Origin of the sequence: Streptomyces sp. NBC_00872, assembly GCF_045161915.1 — a bacterium.
Taxonomy (GTDB): Bacteria; Actinomycetota; Actinomycetes; order Streptomycetales; family Streptomycetaceae; genus Streptomyces.
Genome location: NZ_CP108806.1, coordinates 2895094 through 2917213 on the forward strand (window position 1 = coordinate 2895094; position 22120 = coordinate 2917213).

20 protein-coding genes are annotated in these 22120 nt (G+C 70.4%); 2 read left to right on the top strand and 18 right to left on the bottom strand.

Translation table 11 applies throughout. The annotated features are described in order from the left end of the window. Positions 1–56: 56 nt before the first annotated feature. The 17 genes from atpB to OG214_RS12365 all read right to left on the bottom strand — a co-directional run bounded on the left by atpB (position 57) and on the right by OG214_RS12365 (position 19809). Positions 57–893, bottom strand: a complete 837-nt coding sequence (gene atpB / locus OG214_RS12285; RefSeq protein WP_363084524.1) for a F0F1 ATP synthase subunit A — start codon at positions 891–893, stop codon at positions 57–59. 213 nt (positions 894–1106) lie between these two features. After that, the gene (locus OG214_RS12290; protein ID WP_363084522.1) at positions 1107–1544 is read right to left on the bottom strand and encodes a hypothetical protein; all 438 of its coding nucleotides are present in this window, start codon (positions 1542–1544) and stop codon (positions 1107–1109) included. Positions 1545–1818: 274 nt separating this feature from the next. Then, the gene (locus tag OG214_RS12295; RefSeq protein ID WP_363084521.1) at positions 1819–3165 is read right to left on the bottom strand and encodes an MraY family glycosyltransferase; all 1347 of its coding nucleotides are present in this window, start codon (positions 3163–3165) and stop codon (positions 1819–1821) included. 145 nt (positions 3166–3310) lie between these two features. After that, complete coding sequence (glyA, locus tag OG214_RS12300; protein WP_405987485.1) at positions 3311–4504, bottom strand: serine hydroxymethyltransferase; 1194 nt, start codon at positions 4502–4504, stop codon at positions 3311–3313. A 569-nt stretch (positions 4505–5073) separates the two neighbouring features. Then, complete coding sequence (locus OG214_RS12305; protein WP_365905778.1) at positions 5074–5724, bottom strand: protein-tyrosine-phosphatase; 651 nt, start codon at positions 5722–5724, stop codon at positions 5074–5076. Then, entirely contained in the window at positions 5721–6368 is a 648-nt protein-coding gene (locus OG214_RS12310; RefSeq protein ID WP_363084518.1) for an L-threonylcarbamoyladenylate synthase, read from the bottom strand. The genes OG214_RS12305 and OG214_RS12310 overlap by 4 nt, the downstream gene beginning before the upstream one ends. Positions 6369–6501: 133 nt before the next feature. After that, entirely contained in the window at positions 6502–7383 is an 882-nt protein-coding gene (prmC, locus tag OG214_RS12315) for a peptide chain release factor N(5)-glutamine methyltransferase (RefSeq protein WP_363084517.1), read from the bottom strand. A 48-nt stretch (positions 7384–7431) separates the two neighbouring features. Continuing rightward, entirely contained in the window at positions 7432–8511 is a 1080-nt protein-coding gene (prfA, locus tag OG214_RS12320; RefSeq protein ID WP_363084516.1) for a peptide chain release factor 1, read from the bottom strand. Positions 8512–8608: 97 nt separating this feature from the next. Next, complete coding sequence (gene rpmE / locus OG214_RS12325; protein ID WP_066950131.1) at positions 8609–8833, bottom strand: 50S ribosomal protein L31; 225 nt, start codon at positions 8831–8833, stop codon at positions 8609–8611. Positions 8834–8999: 166 nt separating this feature from the next. Beyond that, positions 9000–10121, bottom strand: a complete 1122-nt coding sequence (locus OG214_RS12330) for an LCP family protein (protein WP_405984745.1) — start codon at positions 10119–10121, stop codon at positions 9000–9002. A 294-nt stretch (positions 10122–10415) separates the two neighbouring features. Beyond that, positions 10416–12470, bottom strand: a complete 2055-nt coding sequence (gene rho / locus OG214_RS12335) for a transcription termination factor Rho (RefSeq protein ID WP_363084608.1) — start codon at positions 12468–12470, stop codon at positions 10416–10418. Between the two features lie 387 nt (positions 12471–12857). After that, the gene (thrB, locus tag OG214_RS12340) at positions 12858–13775 is read right to left on the bottom strand and encodes a homoserine kinase (protein WP_405984746.1); all 918 of its coding nucleotides are present in this window, start codon (positions 13773–13775) and stop codon (positions 12858–12860) included. A gap of 326 nt (positions 13776–14101) precedes the next feature. Then, positions 14102–15184 carry a threonine synthase gene (thrC, locus tag OG214_RS12345; RefSeq protein WP_363084610.1) on the bottom strand — a complete coding sequence of 361 codons (1083 nt, stop codon included), beginning with the start codon at positions 15182–15184 and terminating at the stop codon, positions 14102–14104. A 7-nt stretch (positions 15185–15191) separates the two neighbouring features. Continuing rightward, complete coding sequence (locus OG214_RS12350; RefSeq protein WP_363084611.1) at positions 15192–16493, bottom strand: homoserine dehydrogenase; 1302 nt, start codon at positions 16491–16493, stop codon at positions 15192–15194. 107 nt (positions 16494–16600) lie between these two features. Next, positions 16601–17995: a diaminopimelate decarboxylase gene (gene lysA, locus OG214_RS12355; RefSeq protein ID WP_363084612.1), complete on the bottom strand. Its 1395-nt coding sequence runs from the start codon at positions 17993–17995 to the stop codon at positions 16601–16603. A gap of 150 nt (positions 17996–18145) precedes the next feature. Then, positions 18146–19273, bottom strand: a complete 1128-nt coding sequence (nrtL, locus tag OG214_RS12360) for an ArgS-related anticodon-binding protein NrtL (protein WP_405984747.1) — start codon at positions 19271–19273, stop codon at positions 18146–18148. A 95-nt stretch (positions 19274–19368) separates the two neighbouring features. Next, positions 19369–19809, bottom strand: coding sequence for a response regulator (locus tag OG214_RS12365; protein ID WP_363084614.1), 441 nt, complete (start codon positions 19807–19809; stop codon positions 19369–19371). Between the two features lie 255 nt (positions 19810–20064). On the opposite strand from OG214_RS12365, the gene OG214_RS12370 reads away from it, so the two are divergent. Then, positions 20065–20433, top strand: a complete 369-nt coding sequence (locus tag OG214_RS12370; protein WP_363086276.1) for a hypothetical protein — start codon at positions 20065–20067, stop codon at positions 20431–20433. Here the strand turns inward: OG214_RS12370 and OG214_RS12375 are convergent. Then, positions 20369–20818 carry a MerR family transcriptional regulator gene (locus OG214_RS12375; protein WP_405984748.1) on the bottom strand — a complete coding sequence of 150 codons (450 nt, stop codon included), beginning with the start codon at positions 20816–20818 and terminating at the stop codon, positions 20369–20371. The genes OG214_RS12370 and OG214_RS12375 overlap by 65 nt on opposite strands. Before the next feature lie 75 nt (positions 20819–20893). Here OG214_RS12375 and OG214_RS12380 point away from each other — a divergent pair, with 75 nt between their 5' ends. Beyond that, complete coding sequence (locus tag OG214_RS12380; RefSeq protein ID WP_405984749.1) at positions 20894–22105, top strand: MFS transporter; 1212 nt, start codon at positions 20894–20896, stop codon at positions 22103–22105. Positions 22106–22120 lie beyond the last annotated feature (15 nt).

The window sequence follows — 22120 nt, forward strand, 5'->3', positions numbered from 1 at the left end:
ACGGACCGGTGGGGGTTGGCCACCGGACGACTGTGGGGTCTGGGACGGGAGGGGGATCAGTGGTGCTCGGCGAGCGCGCCCTGGATGAAGCTGCACGTCAGCAGCACGAAGACATACGCCTGAAGGGCCTGGATGAAGAGCTCGAAGACGGTCATCACGATGACCATCACGAACGAGACACCGGCGTAGGCGATGCCGAGACCGTTCAGCAGGTACCAGCTGGCGATCGTGAAGAGCAGCAGCAGCGTATGACCGGCGAACATGTTCGCGAAGAGTCGCACGGCGTGGGTGAACGGGCGGACCAGGAGGTTCGAGAACAGCTCGATGGTCATCGAGAGCGGCAGCACCGCGCCGAGCGACTTGTCGTAGCCGCTGAAGTTCTTGAAGGCGCCCACGAAGCCGTGCCGCTTGAAGGTGAGCGACACCCACAGCACATAGACGATGAGCGCGAGCCCCGCCGGGTAGGAGATGATCGCCGTCACCGGGAACTGCGCGACCGGGATGATCGACCAGAGGTTCATCATCCAGACGAAGAAGAAGAGCGAGACGATCAGCGGTACGTACTTCTCGCCTTCCTTCTTGCCGATGATCTCGTAGACAACGCCCCGGCGCACGAAGTCGTAGCCGGCCTCGGCCACCATCTGGAGCTTGCCCGGGACGACCTTCGGCTTGCGGAAAGCGGCCCAGAAGAACCCGATGATGATGATGGAGCCGAGCACCGCCAGCAGCATCGTCTTGTTGAAGTACAAGTCACTGTCCGCGTTGCCCACGATGGGCTCGAACAGGAACGAGTGCAGGCCGGGTGCCGGGAAGCCACATCCGTCGAAGATGTGGCAGTCGGTCTCGAAGGCGAGCACCTGCGTCGGGTCAGCACTCACCGCGGGCTCCTTCAGCATGGCGCATAGGTACGGCAACCTCGTTGTGTCGGCGCGGCGCGGAGCCGCGGTTCGGCACTGGACTGGGGGTGTTACGGATGTGGAGACGGCGGTCGGGCGTTGAGCCTCGCGTGAGAACAGGCGTCAGCTCGGATGCCCGCGCCCGCAATGCCGCAGTTGGCACCGGACGATAGCAGGATCTCGAACGGGCACTTATCCCGGCCCTACTCCTCACGCCGACGACCCCGACTTCTCGGCCCTGCTGGACGAGGAGGATTCGGGGTCGACGTAGAGAATCTTGGCTTTCATGTGCGCACGTGCCTGGGCGGCGACCCAGCCGAGGGTCGCCACAACGAGCGTGAGGGCGAAGGCCTTCGGATTGAACAGCGAGGTGTTCTTGAAGGCGGCCACGAAGATGAAGAGCAGCAGGAGCTGGGCCGTGTAGAGCATCAGGCCCATCGCCTGGAACAGGTGCGGAAGCGACTTCGCCGTTCGCTGGAGGACCACCAGCCCGATCCCCATGAAGAGCACGACCACCAGCGTGCCGACGACCGCTCCCAGAGCCCCTTTGCCGCCCGCGACCACGCTACTGATCACCGTGGCGAGCACGCCGACGGCGGCGGTGGGTACGGCGGTGTGCAGGAGGATCCGGGCGTCGTTGGACGGCATGGCGGCAGCTCCGCTTACTGGGTGGGGCAGATGGTGTCGTCATGGACGAGCGTAGGCCCGGTCCGAGAGAAGGTTTCTCGGGCCAACGAACCGTCGCACTACGGTCCTTCGGCTCTGTCGCCGGGTCTCGTGAACAGTATCACAAACTATTTGATGAGGTCTTTACCATGGTGGTGTGCTGACTGTCACACGTGAGAGTTACCCCGCGCGTGTGTGCAGGACACCGGGCCATCTTGTCTGGTATTGCCCCTCGGTGAGGTAAATAACAGTCCCGTCAGTTCCTCGAACCGGCTTTCCGGCGGTCGGGAAGACGCGAACGAGCGCCGAGCGCGGTCGCCCCGTTGACACCCGCGGGAACAGGCGTGCGCTCCTCCGTCACGGGCTGTGTCTCGCCGGCGAGCGCCAGCGCCGCGACGGGCGGGGCGAGTTCCCCGGCGGCCGGTTCGCCCTTCCGCTTACGGCGGTAACGCGGCGGTACGAACGACTGCGCCCAGAGCGGGGCCCGCGGGGTGAAGCGCGGCAGCAGCAGAAGCACCAGACCCACGGCGCTCAGCACGACGATGACCAGCAGGATCCATGTCGACGCCGAGTGCACCGAGTAGGCCACCACACCGAACGCGATCAGCGCGGACCAGAAGTACATGATCAGCACCGACCTGCTGTGCGAGTGCCCGATCTCCAGCAGCCGGTGGTGCAGATGGCCCCGGTCCGCGGCGAACGGCGACTGGCCGTTCCAGGTGCGGCGCACGATCGCCAGCACCAGGTCGGCGAAGGGGATCGCGATGATCGTCAGGGGCAGCAGCAGCGGGATGAAGACCGGCAGCGCGGTGTGGGTGGCCTGACGGGTGGAGCCCTCGAAGATCTTCAGCACATCGAGGTCGACCTGGCCGGTCACCGAGATCGCGCCCGCGGCGAGCACCAGGCCGATCAGCATCGATCCCGAGTCGCCCATGAAGATCCGGGCCGGGTGCATGTTGTGCGGCAGGAAGCCCACGCACATGCCCATCAGGATCGCCGAGAAGAGGGTGGCGGGGGCCGCGGCCTCGATGCCGTAGCTGTACCAGAGCCGGTAGGTGTACAGGAAGAAGGCCGCGGCGGCGATACAGACCATGCCGGCCGCGAGACCGTCCAGACCGTCCACGAAGTTGACCGCGTTGATGGTGATCACGACCAGCGCGACGGTGAGCAGCGTGCCCTGCCAGGAGGTCAGCGAGACCATGCCGGCGCCCGGCACCGGGATCCACAGGATGGTCAGACCCTGCATGACCATCACACCGGCGGCGATCATCTGGGCGCCGAGTTTGATCAGCGCGTCGATCTCGAACTTGTCGTCCAGGACACCGATCAGCCAGATCAGAGCGGCACCGGAGAGCAGCGCGCGCGGCTCGTTGGAGAGCTCGAAGACCCCGTTGAGGTTCTGGAGGTTGTCCGCCACGAGCAGTCCGGCGCAGAGGCCGAAGAACATGGCGATACCGCCGAGCCTCGGCGTCGGTTCGCGGTGCACGTCACGGGCGCGGATCTCCGGCATCGCCCCGGTCGCGATGGCGAACTTCCGCACCGGGCCGGTCAGCAGATAGGTCACCGCAGCCGTCACACAGAGCGTCAGCAGGTAATCACGCACGGGCTGCCCCACAGGAATCGCTGGCCATCTCAGCCCCACACACTAGCCCGCGCGGGACCCGCTGTCGGATACCGAGTCGCCATATGAGCCAGGACGGGCGGCTGAGCGGGATAGTTGCACGGCTTGTCACCGCACCGTGTTCCCGTCAGGAAAGCTTCCCATACGGAGGGAATCGGCCGACCAGCTCCCGCACTTCGGCACGGGCCCTGCGCGCCGCTTCCACGCCTCCGCGCAGCGCCGAGGTGAAGAGGGGCGCGAGCCGCGCCATTTCGGCCTCTGACATGCCCTGAGTGGTCACGGCGGCGGTCCCCAGCCGGATGCCCCGGCCGTCCGCGTACGGCAGCGCGCATGTGTCGAGAACCACACCCGCGGCGGCCAGCCGGCCGCGGGCCGTCCTGCCGTCCACACCGAGAGGCGCCGGATCGGCGGTGATGAGATGGGTGTCCGTACCGTCCGTGGTGATCCGCAGACCCTCCGCGGCCAGCGCCTTGGCGAGCGCGCGGGCGTTGGCGACGACCTGGTGCGCGTACGCCGTGAAGGCCGGGGTCGCCGCCTCGCCGAACGCGACGGCCTTGGCGGCGATCGTATGCATCTGCGCGCCGCCCTGGGTGAACGGGAACACCGCGCGGTCGACCCGCTCGGCCAGCTCCTCGCCGCACAGGATCATCCCGCCGCGCGGTCCGCGCAGCACCTTGTGGGTGGTCGCGCACACGACATCTGCGTACGCCACCGGATTGGGCGCCGCGCCCCCGGCCACCAGTCCGATCGGATGCGCGGCGTCAGCGATCAGATACGCGCCGACGTCATCGGCGATCTGCCGGAACACCGCGTAGTCGATATGGCGCGGATACGAGATCGACCCGCAGACGATCGCCTTGGGGCGGTGCTGGCGGGCCAGGGCGCGCACCTGCGGGTAGTCGATGAACCCGGTCCTGGCGTCGACCCCGTACCCGACGAAGTCGAACCAGCGGCCGGAGAAGTTGACCGGCGCGCCATGCGTGAGATGACCGCCGTACGGCAGCCCCATGGCCAGCACGGTGTCCCCGGGCCGCAGCAGCGCGGCGTACGCGGCGAGGACGGCGGAGGAGCCGGAGTGCGACTGCACATTGGCGTGTTCCGCGCCGAAGAGCGCCTTCGCCCGCGCGATCGCGATCCGCTCGGCGGCGTCGACGAGCTCGCAGCCGCCGTGGTGGCGGTGGCCGGGGTAGCCCTCGGCGTACTTGTTGGCGAGGGGGGAGCCGAGTGCGGCGAGGACGGCGGGCGAGGTGAAGTTCTCCGCGGCGATGAGCTGGAGACTGTCGGCCTGGCGGCGCGTCTCCCCGAGGATCACCTCGGCCATCTCGGGATCCTGCCGCAGCAGGACGTCGGGCACCGCGGTGTGGGGGGCGCGGGTGTGGGGGGCGCGGGTGTCGGATGCGCTGGGGACCGCCATGACGGGCTCCGGACCTGGGGGGGTACGTGCGCTCTCCAATGTAGGCCGATACGCCTCCCGGCGGGGGGCCGTGGTGCGGGGGGCCGTGGTGCGGGGGTGCGGTGTGTGGGTGGTGCGGGGGCCGGGGCACTCCGGAGGTACATGTCCGGACGGCATGATTTACGCCGCGTGCGGGTCGGTTTGTTAGGTGCGGCCCGGCGTGCGGCACAAATCACGCTTTAGTGTCCGAACACGCACCTCCTACGACCCCGACCCCCTCCCGCCCGGCCCCCGACTGCGGGCCGAAACCAAGCCCGTCCGGCGATTGAGGACGGCCCCGCCCGCCCCGGACGCGGGGCGAAAAACAAGCCCGTCCGGCGATTGAGGACAACCCGGCCCCGGTCGGGACTGGGCTGCGTTGATGTGCCGGCCCCGCACGACCCGCGGCCGGAGGCCGCTGATGGACACAGCAAGCGCCCGGAGGCGAACCGAGCCCTTCAAAATTGCGACGGGACGCCGGTCAGGGCTGTGACGACCGGGTCCAGTGCCTGGTGGATCTCCTCGCCGATCGAGCGGAAAAAGGTGATCGGCGCCCCGTACGGGTCGTAGACCTCGTCCGCCTCCGCCGTCGGGGCCAGCAGCCACCCCCGCAGCGCCGCCGCCGCGCGGACCAGGGCGCGGGCGCGTTCGACCACGCCCTCGTCGACCGCGTCGGGCAGTGTCGCCGGGTCTATGGCCCGTACCAGCCGGGTGAACTCCTTGAGCGTGAAGGTGCGCAGACCCGCGGAGTGGCCCATGGAGATCACCTGGGCGCGGTGGTCGCGGGTCGCGGTGAGGACCAGATCCGCGCGGATCACATGCTCGTCGAGCAGTTCGCGGCCGACGAAGCCGGACGCGTCCGCGCCGAAGTCGGCCAGTACGGCCTCGGCGTTGGCCTCCATGGGCGCGCCCTCGTGTCCCCAGGTGCCGGCGCTCTCCACGATCAGGCCGCCGGTGAGCCGCTCGCCGAGGCGGACGGTCAGGGCATGCCTGTTCAGCCGCTCGGTGATCGGTGAGCGGCAGACGTTGCCGGTACTGACGTGGAGGATGCGGAAGGTGTTGCCGGTGTGTGCGGTCTCCGCTATGCCACGCCCCTCAGGGGCGGTCAATTGGCCACCTCGAGGTCGGGTACCACCTTGCGCAGTTCCTCGGCGTCGAGGGCGCCGGCCCGCAGCAGTACCGGGACCGGGCCGGTGACATCGACGATCGAGGAGGGCACGATGCCGGGCGTGGGGCCGCCGTCGAGATAGACCGAGACGGAGTCCCCGAGCATCTCCTGCGCCGCGTCGCAGTCCTCGGGGGACGGGTGTCCCGTGAGATTGGCGCTGGAGACCGCCATCGGGCCGACCTCGGTGAGCAGTTCGATGGCGACGGGGTGCAGCGGCATCCGGATCGCCACGGTGCCGCGGGTGTCGCCCAAGTCCCACTGGAGGGACGGCTGGTGCTTGGCGACCAGGGTGAGCGCGCCGGGCCAGAACGCGTCGACCAGTTCCCACGCCTGTTCGGAGAACTCGGTGACGAGGCCGTGCAGCGTGTTCGGGGAGCCGATCAGCACGGGTGTGGGCATATTGCGTCCGCGGCCCTTGGCGTCCAGCAGATCGGCGACACCCTCGGAGCTGAAGGCGTCCGCGCCGATCCCGTACACGGTGTCGGTGGGCAGCACGACCAGCTCACCACGGCGTACGGCCGACGCGGCCTCACGCAGACCCGTCGTGCGGTCGGTCGCGTCGTTGCAGTCGTATCGCCGTGCCATCAGCCTGACTCCCTATTTTTTGAGGCTCGGTTCGCCTCCGGGGCGCTCTCCGCCACCGTCGACGGTCGATCGTGCTCGGGGCTGGCGCTCACCCGAAAGGCACGGGCCGGGGCGAGGAGGTGTGCCGGGGTCGTCACGGCAGGGCCTTGCGCGCCGTGGCGAAGCGGGGGCGCTTGTTGAGGTCGGGGTGGTCCGCGGCGTCCGCCCAGCCGGACTCCTCGCTGAAGATCCACGGGACCTGTCCGCCCTGGGTGTCCGCGTGTTCGACGACGACCAGACCGCCCGGCCGCAGCAGCCGGTGGGCGGTGCGTTCGATGCCCCGGATCGTGTCGAGTCCGTCCTCGCCGGAAAAAAGCGCCATCTCGGGGTCGTGGTCGCGGGCCTCGGGGGCGACGTACTCCCATTCGGTGAGCGGGATGTACGGCGGGTTGGAGATCACCAGGTCGACCTGGCCGTCGAGTTCGGGAAGGGCCGTCAGGGCGTTTCCCTGGTGCACGGTGACCCTGGACCCGTCGGCGTTCTTCCGCGTCCAGGTGAGGGCGTCCTCGGACAGTTCCACGGCGTGCACCCGGGAACGCGGCACCTCCTGCGCCATGGCGAGCGCGATCGCGCCGGAGCCCGAGCACAGATCGACGATCAGGGGCTCGACCACGTCCATCGCCCGTACGGCGTCTATGGCCCAGCCGACGACCGACTCGGTCTCCGGGCGCGGTACGAACACCCCGGGCCCGACCTGGAGTTCCAGATAGCGGAAGAAGGCCCGGCCGGTGATGTGCTGGAGCGGCTCCCTGGCCTCGCGGCGGGCCACCGCCTCCCAGTAACGGGCGTCGAAGTCCGCGTCCTTGACGCGGTGCAGCTCTCCCCGCTTGACGCCGTGCACATACGCGGCCAGTTCCTCCGCGTCGAAGCGGGGTGAGGGTACGCCCGCGTCGGCCAGCCGCTGGGTGGCCTGTGCCACCTCCGCGAGCAGCACGGAGCGGGGGTGCGGGGGTCGCCCCCCGGGGGGTAGCTGCACGCTGGTCCTCCGGGCTGGAGTCGTACGGTCGTTTACGCGGGTGCTTGTTTACTGCGCGGCCGCGAGCTTCGCGGCCGAATCGGCGTCGACACAGGCCTGGATGACGGCGTCCAGTTCTCCGTCGAGCACTTGGTCCAAGTTGTACGCCTTGAATCCGACACGGTGGTCCGAGATCCGGTTTTCCGGGAAGTTGTACGTACGGATCTTCTCGGACCGGTCGACGGTACGGACCTGGCTGCGCCGCGCGTCGGCGGCCTCCTTCTCCGCCTCCTCCTGCGCGGCGGCGAGCAGCCGCGACCGCAGGATACGCAAGGCCTGCTCCTTGTTCTGGAGCTGGCTCTTCTCGTTCTGGCAGGAGGCGACCACACCGGTGGGCAGATGGGTGATGCGGACGGCGGAGTCCGTGGTGTTGACGGACTGGCCGCCGGGCCCCGAGGAGCGGTAGACGTCGATCCGCAGATCGTTGGGGTTGACCTCGACGTCGATCTCCTCGGCCTCGGGTGTGACCAGCACACCGGCGGCGGAGGTGTGGATACGGCCCTGCGACTCGGTCGCGGGCACACGCTGCACACGGTGCACGCCGCCCTCGTACTTCAGCCGGGCCCAGACGCCCTGTCCGGGCTCGGTGGCGCCGTTGCCGCCCTTGGTCTTCACCGCGACCTGGACGTCCTTGTAGCCGCCCAGCTCGGACTCGGTGGCGTCGATGATCTCGGTCTTCCAGCCGACGCGCTCCGCGTAGCGCAGATACATCCGCAGCAGATCACCGGCGAAGAGCGCGGACTCGTCGCCGCCCGCGCCGGCCTTGACCTCCAGGATGACGTCCTTGTCGTCGCTGGGGTCGCGCGGTACGAGCAGCAGCCTGAGCCGTTCGGTCAGTTCCTCGCGCTGCTTCTCCAACTCCTTCACCTCCGCGGCGAAGTCGGGATCGTCGGCCGCGAACTCGCGGGCGGTGACGATGTCCTCGCCGGTCTGCTTCCAGGAGCGGTACGTGCCGACGATCGGGGTCAGCTCGGCATAGCGCTTGTTGAGCTTGCGTGCGTTCGCCTGGTCCGCGTGGACCGACGGGTCGGCGAGCTTCTTCTCCAGATCGGCGTGCTCGCCGATCAGTTCCTCGACCGCCTCGAACATCGGGTGCTCCTGGGTTCGTACGAAGGTGCTTCGGGACGCCAAAGCGCCGGTCTCGGCACCCCGGAACGGGGCACCGAGAACCGGCGCAGATGGCTCGCTACTTCTTGGCGGAGGCGGCGGCCTTGCCGAAGCGGGCCTCGAAGCGGGCCACACGGCCACCGGTGTCGAGGATCTTCTGCTTGCCCGTGTAGAACGGGTGGCACTCGGAGCAGAGGTCCGCACGGATGGTGCCGGACTCGATGGTGCTCCGGGTGGTGAACGACGCGCCGCAGGTGCAGCTCACCTGGGTCTCGACGTACGCGGGGTGGATGTCGCGCTTCAAGGGTTTCTCCTAGTTCCGGGAGGGCACCGGGTCGTACACGCGGATTGCTCGTACGTGAACCGGGGCCGACGTACCAGTCTGCCAGGACCGGCCGCATCTCCCAAAACCGGGGGTCGGCCGGAGGTATTCCTGGGGCCGGCGCGCGGGGGCGCGCGCCGGAGGGGGCTCAGTCGCCGACGACCGTGCCGGCCGCCTCGCCGGGGTCTCCGGCGGAGTCCTTCGTCGCGGAGGCGGGGATGGGTTTGTCCTGTTTGAGGGCCGTCCAGACCTGCTCGGCACCGGCCGGGATGGGCAGGACACGGTTCGGGTCGGCGGGGTCGTAGGTCACCGGGAGCGTGATCATCCGGAGATTCCGGGTGTCGATCTCCTTGAGGCCGCCGGCGAAGCCGATCAGCTCCTTGACGGAATCGAGCCGGGAGTCGGGGGTGATCGCCCGGGTGGCGGTGTCGGCGAGGTCGTAGAGCTTCTTCGGGCTGCTGAACAGACCGATGCGTCCGACCTGCTCGATCAGCGCCTTGACGAAGGCCTGCTGGAGCTCGATACGGCCCAGGTCGCTGCCGTCGCCGACGCTCTTGCGGGTCCGTACGAGACCGAGGGCCTGCTCCCCGTCGAGGGTGTGGGTGCCGGGCGCCAGGGTCAGATGGCTCTTGGCGTCGTCGATCGGCCGGGTGGTGGTGATCCGCACACCCCCCAGCTCGTCGACGAGCCGCTTGAAGCCGGTGAAGTCGACCTCGATGTAGTGATCCATCCGGATCCCGGACATGGTCTCGACGGTCTTGACCGCACAGGCGGCGCCGCCGACCTCGTACGCGGTGTTGAACATGGCGAGCCGCTCGCCGGGGACGGTGCCTCCGCCGGGTCCCGCACAGTCGGGGCGGTCGATCAGGGTGTCGCGCGGTACGGAGACGACACTGGCCTTCCGGTGACCCGGGTAGACATGGATGATCATGGCCGTGTCGGAGCGGGCACCGCCGCCGTCGTCGCCGTACACGGCGTTGGCGCCGGCCCGGGAGTCGGAGCCGAGGACCAGGATGTCCTCGGAGCCGTTGTCGACGTCGGCGGGGCGGTCCCGGCCCAGGATGCGGTCGATGTCGATGCCTCTGAGATTGCCGTCGAGCTTGACATAGACGTAGCCCAGTCCCGACCCGCCGAGCAGCACCAGAACGGCGGCCGACCACGCGACGACGGCGGTCGCCCTGCGGCGGCGCCTGCCGCCGCCCCTGGCCCCTCGGCGTCCGCCACGGCCGGGTATTCGGCTGCTGCTTCGGCTGCTGCTCCCGTCGGTCATGGTCTCCCTCTGTCCGTGGTGCCGGTCCCGCCGCCTCCTGTCCTCGGTGATGAGGCGCGCCCTGTCGCCGCATATCCAGTCAGTCAAACATCAAGGCGGGAGCACGGCACCCCGTGAGCGGGCCACGGCCGCCCGCCGGGCCTCCCCCACCAGGGGATCCGGGTACGGGGCCGTCAGCGGGCCGCTGACGGCCCTCCTGGGGCGTACGGGCCGGGAGGGGGCGCACCGGGCCGGGACGCGGAACCGCCCCGGCGCACGGGGCGCCGGGGCGGTTCGGTGGGACAGCTGTCCGGATCAGTCGTTGCCGTTGCCCGGACCGGGCGTCGTCTTCTGGATCTGGAGCAGGAACTCCGCGTTCGACTTCGTCTGCTTCATCTTGTCCAGGAGCAGCTCGATCGCCTGCTGCTGGTCGAGGGCGTGCAGCACCCGGCGCAGCTTCCAGACCACGGCCAGTTCCTCGCCGCCGAGCAGGATCTCTTCCTTACGGGTGCTGGACGCGTCCACGTCCACCGCCGGGAAGATGCGCTTGTCGGAGAGCTTCCGGTCGAGCTTCAGCTCCATGTTGCCGGTGCCCTTGAACTCCTCGAAGATCACCTCGTCCATGCGCGAGCCGGTCTCGACCAGCGCGGTGGCCAGGATGGTCAGCGAACCGCCGTCCTCAATGTTGCGCGCGGCACCGAAGAAGCGCTTCGGCGGGTAGAGCGCGGTCGAGTCGACACCACCGGACAGGATGCGTCCGGAGGCGGGCGCGGCGAGGTTGTACGCACGGCCCAGACGGGTGATGGAGTCCAGCAGGACGACCACGTCGTGGCCCAGCTCGACCAGGCGCTTGGCACGCTCGATGGCCAGTTCGGCGACGGTGGTGTGGTCCTCGGCAGGGCGGTCGAAGGTCGAGGAGATGACCTCGCCCTTGACCGACCGCTGCATGTCGGTGACCTCCTCAGGGCGCTCGTCCACGAGGACGACCATGAGGTGGCACTCGGGGCTGTTGACCGTGATCGCGTTGGCGATGGCCTGGAGGATCATGGTCTTGCCGGTCTTCGGCGGGGCCACGATCAGACCGCGCTGGCCCTTGCCGATGGGGGCGACCAGATCGATGATCCGGGTGGTCAGCACACCCGGGTCGGTCTCCAGCCGGAGCCTGTCCTGCGGGTAGAGCGGGGTCAGCTTCTGGAACTCCGGGCGGCCGCGGCCGGTTTCGGGCGCCATGCCGTTGACGGAGTCGAGGCGCACCAGCGCGTTGAACTTCTCGCGGCGCTCGCCCTCCTTGGGCTGGCGCACGGCACCGGTGACATGGTCGCCCTTGCGCAGACCGTTCTTGCGGACCTGGGCGAGCGAGACGTACACGTCGTTCGGGCCCGGCAGATAGCCGGAGGTCCTGATGAACGCGTAGTTGTCGAGGATGTCGAGGATGCCCGCGACGGGGATCAGCACATCGTCGTCGGCGACCTGCGGCTCACCGGGACCGAACTCGTCACGGCCGCGGCGGCCACGGCGGTCGCGGTACCGGCCGCGCCGGCCGCGCCGGCCGCCCGCCTCGTCGTCGAAGTCGTCCTGCGGGCCGGTGTTCTGGCCGCCGCCGCGGTTGTCCCGCTGCTGGCGCTGGCCGGCGCTCTGCTGCTGGCCGCCGCTCTGGCCGGCCGGACCGCCCTGCTGTTCATCGGTCTTGCCCCGGCGGTCGCGCTGCCGGTCGCGGCGGTCACCGCGGTCACGGTCACCGCGCTCGCCCCGCTGGCCGCGGTCCTGGCGCTCGCCGCGCCGGCCGTCGGCGTCGGTCTGCGCCGCTCCCGCTCCGGAGGCGCCGACGGCGGCCTCGGCCCTGCTGTCCGGCTGTGCCTCGACCTTGACGTCGGCCGCCGGGGCCTCCGCCGTGGTCTCCGGGCTGCCCGCCTGCGCGGTGGCCCGGCGGCGGCGGCGCTCGCCCACGGGCTGGTCGTCACTGGCGGGCTGGCCGGGAATGTCGATCTGCTGCGGGGCCACGGCCTTCTCGGCCTCGCCCGCGCTCTCCCCGGCGGCCGCGGCCTCACCCGTACGGGCCTTGGAGGTGGCGCGCCGCTTCGGCTTGGTCTCGGCGTCGGCGCTGCCCGCTTCGGCGGTCTTGGGCGCGGACGGGCCGCCGGCCTGCGCCTCCTTGATGACCTCGATCAGCTGGCTCTTGCGCATCCGCGCGGTGCCCCTGATACCGAGGCCGGACGCGACCTGCTGCAGCTCGGCCAGGACCATGCCCTCGAGGCCGGTGCCGGAGCGGCGGCGCCGTGCGGTGGTGCCAGTGGCAGCACCTGCGGCGGGCGCGGTGGCGTCGACACTGTTGTCGGCAGTCACGCCCATCAGATCGGTGGTGTCGCTCACGAAGGGTCCTTCCCTGGAGCGGACGTCGGCCTTCTGGCTCGGCGACCGGTTGTGCTGTCCGACGGCGGTCCCATCCTGTGGACCGTGCCGGGGCGGTGGTCCCGCCGGGTACGGCGGAGAAATACGCATACGTGCAAATGGGTCCGGCCCGAGGTCCCCCTGCTCGGCCCTCCGCTAGGAAAAACGGGGGGTGTCGTGCCGGTTCCGGTGCGTGCTCAAAACTGCTCAGGCAGGCTGCTCAGGCAGTTGGGGAGGCTCCCGGAAGAAGGTTGGTCCCGAAACGGGACACGAAGCACCGCGCCGCAAAGACGTCGGTTGCAGACTTGAGGTTAACACTACCGGCTCCAACAAACATTCCCCCTCTCACTCACCGGCAATCTTGTGCGACTAAGAGCCGAGCGGCAGTACGCTCGCGCCCCCGGCGTCGAGGGAGAGCCGGTTGGCCGCCCACCCCTCGCCCGCCAGCCGTGCGACCTTGTCGGCCGCACCGTCCTCGACCAGCGCGAGCACCGTGGGGCCCGCGCCGGAGATGACCGCGGGGACGCCGTCCGCGCGCAGTCGGTTGACCAGGGCGATGCTCTGCGGCATCGCCGGGGTCCGGTAGTCCTGGTGGAGCCGGTCCTCGGTGGCCGGGAACAGCAGCTCGGGGCGCCTGGTCAGCGCCTCGACGAGCAGGGCCGCGCGGCCGGCGTTGACGGCGGCGTCCACATGGGGAACCGTACGCGGCAGCAGGCTGCGGGCGGTCTCCGTGAGCACCGGACTGTCGGGGACGAAAACCACCGGAACGATGGAACCGGCCGGATCCATCCTGATGGCGCGCGCCGCTCCCCCGTCCATCCAGGCCAGCGTGAATCCGCCGTACAGACAGGCCGCGACATTGTCGGGGTGGCCCTCGATCTCGGTGGCCAGCTCCAGCAGCGCCGCGTCGTCGAATCTGGCGTCCCCGCCTATGGTCACGGCGCGGGCGGCCACGATCCCCGCGCAGATCGCCGCCGAGGAGGAGCCCAGACCCCGGCCGTGCGGGATGCGGTTGGCGCACACGACCTCCAGTCCGCGCGGCTGCCCGCCGAGCAGGTCGAAGGCCGTGCGCAGGGAGCGTACGAGCAGATGACTCTCGTCCCTGGGCAGCGTTTCGGCGCCCTCACCGGCGATGTCGACATGGAGGCCGGAGTCGGCGACGCGGACGACCACGTCGTCGTAGAGCCCCAGCGACAGACCCAGGGCGTCGAAGCCCGGACCGAGATTGGCGCTGGTGGCGGGGGTGCGCACCCGTACGGCGGCGGCGCGGAACGCGGGACCGGCCATCGCTCTGACGACTCTCCTTGTGACGGCGTGACTGCGTGCTGGGGACTGTGCTGACTATGACGGTGGTGTGGGGCGACTGCGAGATGTTCGAGGACATGCGGAACGCCCGGGGGCCACGGGGGCGACAAACACCGCGGCATATGCGGCGGGGCGGGTGGGGTACAGCGTATCGAAGGAAGGTTGTATGGCGACATAGGGCGCACAGGAGGCGCACGATGCGTGTCGCGTGTCTCCTGTGCGCCTTTGTCGGTCTTGCCGTCCTTGGGCGGTGACCGGGGCGTGTCCGGGGCGTGGTCCCGGCGCGCGGTTCCGGTGTGATTCCCGTGTCAGTTCAGGCCGAGGCGCTGTGCGGCGACGGTCGCGTCGACCGGCACGGTCACCGGCTGGGGCGCTCCCGCGACCGCCCAGTCCGGGTCCTTGAGGCCGTTGCCCGTGACGGTGCAGACGATGCGCTGCCCGGGGTCGACCTTGCCCTCCTCGGCGGCCTTGAGCAGACCGGCCACGGAGGCGGCCGAGGCGGGCTCCACGAAGACGCCCTCCTGGGCGGCCAACAGCCGGTAGGCGGACAGGATCTGCCGGTCCGTCACCTCGTCGATGAAGCCGCCGGACTCGTCGCGCGCGGCCAGCGCGTACCGCCAGGACGCGGGGTTGCCGATCCGGATCGCGGTGGCGACGGTGTGCGGGTCCTTGACGACCTCACCGCGCACGATGGGCGCGGAGCCGGAGGCCTGGAAGCCCCACATACGCGGGGTACGGGCCGCCACGCCGTCGGCGGCGTACTCGGTGTAGCCCTTCCAGTACGCCGTGATGTTGCCGGCGTTGCCGACGGGCAGCACATGGATGTCCGGGGCGTCGCCGAGCGCGTCCACGATCTCGAACGCGGCGGTCTTCTGGCCCTCGATCCGTACCGGATTGACCGAATTGACCAGTGCCACCGGGTAGTTGTCGGAGAGCGAGCGCGCCAGCGTCAGACAGTCGTCGAAGTTGCCGTCGACCTGGAGGATCTTCGCGCCGTGGACCAGCGCCTGGCCCATCTTGCCGAGGGCGATCTTGCCCCGGGGCACCAGTACGGCGCAGACCATGCCGGCCCGTACCGCGTAGGCGGCGGCCGAGGCCGAGGTGTTGCCGGTGGAGGCGCAGATGACCGCCTGGGCGCCCTCCTCCTTGGCCCGGGTGATCGCCATGGTCATGCCACGGTCCTTGAAGGATCCGGTGGGGTTGGCACCCTCGACCTTGAGATGAACGTCACACCCCGTCCGCTCGGACAGCACCTGCGCCGGGACGAGCGGCGTGCCCCCCTCACGGAGTGTGATGACCCGCGTCGCGTCCGTCACCGGGAGGCGGTCCCGGTACTCCTCGATGATGCCGCGCCACTGGTGGGTGCCGCGCTGGGTGCCGATGCTGGTCATGGGTCCCTTACTCCCCTTCAACACGCATGATGCTGGCGACACCGCGCACGGTGTCGAGCTTGCGCAGCGCCTCGACGGTCCCGGAGAGGGCGGCGTCGGGCGCGCGGTGGGTGACGACGACGAGGGAGGCCTCGCCGTCGCCGTCCTGTCGGCCTTTCTGGCGCACGGTGTCGATCGATACGCCGTGCTCGGCGAAGACCGTGGCGACCTGGGCCAGTACACCCGGTTTGTCGGCCACGTCGAGGCTGATGTGGTAGCGCGTCACGACCTCGCCCATACCGCTCACGGGAAGCCGGGTGTACGCGGACTCCCCCGGGCCCGTCGCGCCGCTCAGCCGGTTGCGGCAGACGGCGACCAGATCGCCCAGTACGGCGGAGGCGGTCGGTGAGCCGCCGGCGCCGGGGCCGTAGAACATGAGCTGCCCGGCCGCGTCGGCCTCGACGAAGACCGCGTTGTACGCCTCGCGCACGGAGGCCAGCGGATGGCTGAGCGGGATCATCGCCGGGTGGACACGGGCGGTGACGGACCGGCCGTCGGCGGCGCGCTCGCAGATGGCGAGGAGTTTGACCGTACAGCCCATCTGTTTCGCGGAGGCGAGATCGGCGGAGGTGACCTCGGTGATCCCCTCGCGGTGTACGTCGTCCAGCCGGACCCGGGTGTGGAAGGCGATCCCGGCGAGGATGGCGGCCTTGGCGGCGGCGTCGAAGCCCTCGACGTCCGCGGTGGGGTCGGCCTCGGCGTAACCGAGTGCGGTGGCCTCGTCCAGCGCCTCCGAGTAGCCGGAGCCCGCGGTGTCCATCCGGTCCAGGATGAAGTTGGTCGTGCCGTTGACGATGCCGAGGACGCGGTTGACCTTGTCCCCGGCGAGGGACTCGCGCAGCGGCCGGATCAGCGGTATGGCACCGGCGACGGCCGCCTCGAAGTACAGGTCCCTGCCGTGCCGCTCGGCGGCCTCGTAGAGGGTCGTACCGTCCTCGGCGAGCAGCGCCTTGTTGGCGGAGACGACGGAGGCGCCGTGCTCGAACGCGGTGGTGATCAGCGTACGGGCGGGCTCGATCCCGCCGATGACCTCCACCACCACGTCTATGTCACCGCGCTTGACCAGGGCGGTGGCATCGGTGGTGATCAGGGCGGGGTCGATGCCCTGGCGGACCTTGGAGGGCCGCCGGACGGCGACCCCGGCCAGCTCCACCGGGGCACCGATCCGGGCCGTGAGGTCGTCGGCGTGCGTCGTCATGATGCGCGCCACCTCTGAGCCGACCACGCCACAGCCCAGCAGTGCCACCTTCAGCGGACGCGTACGCATCATCCACCTACGCCTTTCATCCATCACGGCTCTTTCAAGCGGGAACCCGAACCAGTCTCACTCACTGGACGGGGGTTTCTGTCCCCCGTCCAGATTGCGAGACATGTATTTCACTCTCCGATGTCGAGACGCAGAAGATCTTCCTCCGTCTCACGCCGGACGATCACCCGGGCCCCGCCGTCCTTGACGGCGACCACGGGCGGCCGGAGCGCGTGGTTGTAGTTGCTCGCCATCGAGCGGCAGTACGCGCCGGTGGCGGGCACGGCGATCAGGTCCCCGGGCGCCAGGTCGGCGGGCAGGAACGCGTCCCGTACGACGATGTCGCCGCTCTCGCAGTGCTTGCCGACGACGCGTGTCAGCATCGCCTCGGCGTCGGAGCGGCGCGAGACGAGCGCCACGCTGTACTCGGCGTCGTAGAGGGCGGTACGGATGTTGTCGGACATGCCGCCGTCCACACTGACATAGGTACGCAGTCCTTCGAGCGGCTTGATGGTGCCGACCTCGTAGAGCGTGAAGGCCGTGGGCCCAACGATCGCGCGGCCCGGCTCGACGGAGATACGCGGGGTACGGAGCCCGGCGGACTCACACTCCCGGGTGACGATGTCGCTGAGCGCCTTGGCGATCTCGTGCGGCTCGCGCGGATCGTCCTCGGAGGTGTACGCGATACCGAGGCCGCCGCCGAGGTCGATCTCGGGCAGTTCCACCCCGTGCTCGTCGCGCACCTGCGCGAGAAGCTGCACCACACGGCGGGCGGAGACCTCGAAGCCCGCCATGTCGAAGATCTGCGAGCCGATGTGCGAGTGGATACCGATCAGTTCGAGACCGTCGAGCGTGAGCGCCCTTCTGACGGCCTCGGCGGCCTGTCCGCCGGCCAGCGCGATACCGAACTTCTGGTCCTCGTGGGCGGTGGCGATGAACTCGTGCGTATGGGCCTCGACGCCCACGGTGACCCGGATCTGCACCCGCTGGCGGGTCCCGAGGCGCTGGGCGGCGTGCGCGACCTGGACGATCTCCTGGAAGGAGTCGAGGACGATACGGCCGACACCGGCCGAGACGGCGCGCTCGATCTCCTGGAGGGACTTGTTGTTGCCGTGGAAGGCGATGCGCTCGGCGGGCATTCCGGCGGCGAGCGCGGTGGCGAGTTCACCGCCGGAGCACACGTCGAGATTGAGCCCCTCCTCGTTCAGCCAGCGGACCACGGCCCGGGACAGGAACGCCTTGCCCGCGTAGAACACGTCCGCGTCACCGCCGAAGGCGTCGGACCAGGCGCGGCAGCGGGCGCGGAAGTCGGCCTCGTCGAGGATGTACGCCGGGGTGCCGAACTCCTCGGCCAGCCGGGTCACCTCGATGCCCGCGACGGTGGCGACGCCGTCCTCGTTCCTGCGGACCGTACGCGACCAGACCTTCTCGTCGAGAACGTTCAGATCGGCGGCCGGGGCGGTGTAGTGCCCTTCGGGGAGTACATCCGCGTGGCGGGGGCCTGCGGGGTGTGCGGAACGGCTCATCTCGTGGCTCTCTTGGCTCTCTCAGAGGTGTTCGTGTGCGGTGTTCGTGTGTGTGCGGTGTTCGTACGCGCTGTTCGGGGGATTCGGTGTGTGCGGCGGGGCCGCGCCGTACGCGGCCGTGCCGTACGACGGCGGGCCCCGGGCAGGTGGTCAGAGGTGTTCTGGCGCATCGATGCCGAGCAGGGACAGGCCGCCGGCCAGCACGGCCCCGGCGGCTTCGGCGAGCGCGGTCCTGGAGCGGTGGGCGGCCGAGGGTTTCTCGTCGCCGAGCGGCAGCGGACGACAGCTCTCCTGGAAGCGCAGGAACGCTTCCGCGGTGAGTTCGAGATGGCGGGCGAGCCGGTCGGGCGCGCGCAGCCGGGCGGCGGCTTCGAGGACGGCGGGGTGGTCGCCGAGGGCGGTGAACAGGGCGGAGGTGGCGGCGGCCTGGGCGGGGGTAGCGGCGGCGGGGGGCTCGGCGGGGGGCTCGGCCTGCGGGATTCCCGGGGTGTCCTCGGCGTACGGGCCCGGGGTGGGCGCCATACCGAGCTGGGCGGCGTTGCGGACGACCGCGCGGGTACGGGCGTAGGCGTACCGCACCCGGAACAGGGCGTTGCTCTCGCGCTGCACGAGCAGGTCCGGGCCCGTGTACGGGCGGTCGTGGGCGGCGGGTCGCAGCAGCGCCCAGTGGGCGGCGTCGCGCCCGAGCCGGACGAAGAGACCGTCGGGGTCCTGGCCGCCGTCGGTGCCTGTGCCGGGGCCGGTGTCCGCGTCAGGGCTGGGGCCGGTGCCGGGGGCGGCGGGTACGAGCGCCGGTCTCTCCACGGCGCCCGGTACGACGGCCGCCTCGGCGCCCTGGCTGCGGAGCAGCCGTACGACGGTGTCGGTCCAGACCCGGGCGCGGACGTCGGCGGCGGGCGGGGGCGCGAAGGCCACGGCCGTACCGGCGAGCGCCTCGCCGTATCCGTACCGGGCGGGGTCGCGGAGGATCGTACGGACCAGTTCGGCCCGGCTGTCCCGGCCGAGTGTGAAGTTCAGAAAGCCGGGTCCGGTGATCTCGACCCGTGCGATGCCCCGGGTGGTGTCGACGCGGCTACGCAGGATCTCGGCGATCTCACGGGGCGGCCGGCCGGCCGGGCCCGCGAGGCGCAGGGCGACATTGGAGGCGTAGTCCCCCCGGCCACCGGGGCGGGAGCGCTCGACGGTGACCTGTTCGGGTACGGGCCCCGGCAGGACGTCGTCCTCGACCGCGCGGCACACGGCGTGCCGCACGGTCCGGGAGAGTTCTGCGGGGGTCACGGCACCAGCGTAGGGGAGGAGGGGGGCCACTTCGCGAACCGGTTTCGCGATGCGGTCACCGGGGGCGGTCATCGGGGGCCGGCCTGTCGCCGCCGTCAGCCCCGCGCGCTTCCCGCGTGGCCCGCGCCGTGCCGGCCGTCGAGATCGAACGGGGGCGGGGCGTCCCGGCGGGTCAGCCGCCGTACGAGACGGACCAGCTCGGACGGTTCGAAGGGCTTGGCCAGAAAGGCGTCCACCCCGGCGGCGATTCCGGACTCCACCTCGTACTGCGTACAGGCGCTGATGATCGCTATCGGCAGCCGGCTCGTCCTCGGGTCCGCGCGCAGCCGCGCGGCGGTGCGGGGTCCGTCCAGGCGCGGCATCACCACATCGAGGGTGACGACATCGGGCATGACCTCGTGCACCACGTCCAGGCACTCGGCACCATCGGCCGCGGTCACGACCTCGAAACCCTCCAGTTCGAGATTGACCCTGATCAACTGCCGGATGACCCTGTTGTCGTCCACGACAAGCACCCGACCGGACGCGCCTGACACATGTCGAGAGTAGGTCGGACTCCGTGGCCGCGTCCGGGTTTTACCGACTTCCGCTCCGGGCGGAGCCGGACGGGCCGCCTAAAGGGCCTCTCTTTTGGATCTTGCTGGGCTCGCGTGCCCTGGCACCGCGCCTCGCCGCGTTGTCGTCGGTCGCCTACGCTCCGCGTGGACTCCCTCCTCCGCCTTGCGATCCACGGCACCAGACCCCGCTCCCTCACCCAGCCTGATCCAAACGAAAGACCCTAGGCTCTGCTCATGGAACAGAGCGAAGTCGTTCTCAGGGCCATCGGCATTCTGACCCAGTCCGCGGAGTGGATCCGTACCGCCGACCGGGATCCGGCCACCGGCGCCGAGTCGGGGGCGGGTCAGGGCGCGGGCCAGATCGGGTCGTTGCTCGCCGAGGTCTTCCCCTCGTTCACGGTCTCTTCCGAGGCCACCCCGCTGGAGGCGGCGCACGCGGTGACCGAGGCGGCGCTGCCCGCCATCATGCAGCTCATCGGGGCGTTCAGCTTCGTCTACTCCGAGCTGGCCGAGGTCCATGACAGCGGCCGTACGGACATCACGTCGGAGGCGCTTCTGCGGGAGCTGGCTCTCCGGATGTCCCGTCCGAACGACGCGGTGTAGGAGGGGGAGACCGGTCTTCGGGGCCGGGCAGGACGGCGGCGAGGTAGGCGTGGATGGCGTCGCGGTTGCGGGCCAGGCAGTCGATGCGCTGCTGGATCCGCTCCGCCTCGCCGCGCAGCAGGGCGGCGGTCTCGGGGGTGAGGCACTCCGGGTGGAGATGGATCTCGTCCGGCTTGTTCAGAAAGGGCAGGATCCGGCGGATGATCTCGGTGGTGAGGCCGGAGTCGAGCAGTCCGCGGATCTGCTGGACCCGGTGGACCGCGGGCTCGTCGTAGGAGCGGTAGCCGTTGTCGGCGCGCTCGGGACGGAGCAGTTCCTGCTCCTCGTAGTAGCGCAGCATCCGGGTGGGGACGCCGGTGCGCCGGGAGAGTTCACCGATCTTCATGGCGCTCCGTGCGGGGGTCGGGCCTCAAGGGGCGGGCTTGCTTTCACACTGGTGTGAAGGTTTCACCATGCTCGCATGTCCATCGCATCGAGAGACGGCTCCGGCACCGAGGCGGGGTCCGGGCACCCCGGGCTGCCGCTCCGGGGGCTGCTCGCCCTGTTCACGGCGGCGTTCACGGCCGTGATGACCGAACTGCTGCCCGCCGGGCTGCTGCCGGACATGAGCCGGAGTCTGGGGGTGTCCGAGAGCCGGGTGGGGTTCCTGGTGACCGGTTACGCCGCCGCCTCCTTCCTCGCGGCCATCCCGCTCACGGCCGCGCTGCGCGGTCTGCGCAGACGTCCGGTGCTCATGGGCACGCTGGCCGGCTTCGCGCTCTGCAACGCCGTCACCGCGCTCTCGTCCGACTACGCGCTGACCTTCGGGGCCCGGCTGATGGCCGGTGTCATGGGCGGCACGCTGTGGGCGATGCTCGCGGGGTACGCGGCCCGTATGGTCCCGGCCGAGCGCCGGGGCCGCGCCATCGCGATCGTGCTGGCCGGGATCACGGTCGCGCTCTCCTTCGGCATCCCCGCGGGCACGGCCCTGGCCCGACTGCTGGGCTGGCGGGCGGCCTTTGGGACGGTGGCCGTGCTGGCGGTGGTGCTGGTGGCCTGGGTGGCGTGGCGCGTCCCCGACTTTCCCGGTGAACCGGCCTCGGAGCGCGTTCCGTTGTGGCGTATCGCCGCCATGCCCGGCATCCGGACGGTGCTGGCCATCACGCTGCTCCTGCTGCTGGGGCACCAGGCGATGTACACGTACATGGCGCCGTTCACCGAGCGCTCCGGCCTCGGTTCCGGCCGGGCCGGCCTGGTCCTGTTCGTCTTCGGGCTCGCCACGGTGGGCGGGATCTGGCTCGTCGGCGTACTGATCGACCGTCACCCGCGGCCGACGCTGCTGGGCGCCCTGGCCCTGATCGCGGCGGCGATGCTCGCGCTGGGACTCTTCGGGCGTGACCCGGTCGTCCTGCCGGCCGCCGTCGCGGCGTGGGGCGTCGCCTTCGGCGGAGCGCCGACGCTGTTGCAGACCGCGCTGGTGCGTATCTCGGGGCCGGGGAGGGCGGATGTGGCGACATCGATGCAGACGACGGTCTACAACGCGGGCATCGCGGCGGGGTCCCTGGCGGGCGGTGTCGTCCTGGAGAGCGCGGGGACCGGTGCGGGCGCGCTGCCCTGGACCACGCTGCCACTGATCGCCGTAGCCCTGGCAACGGTCGCAGCCGCACGCCGCCACGCCTTCCCGGCGCGCTGAGGCCCCGGGGCCCGG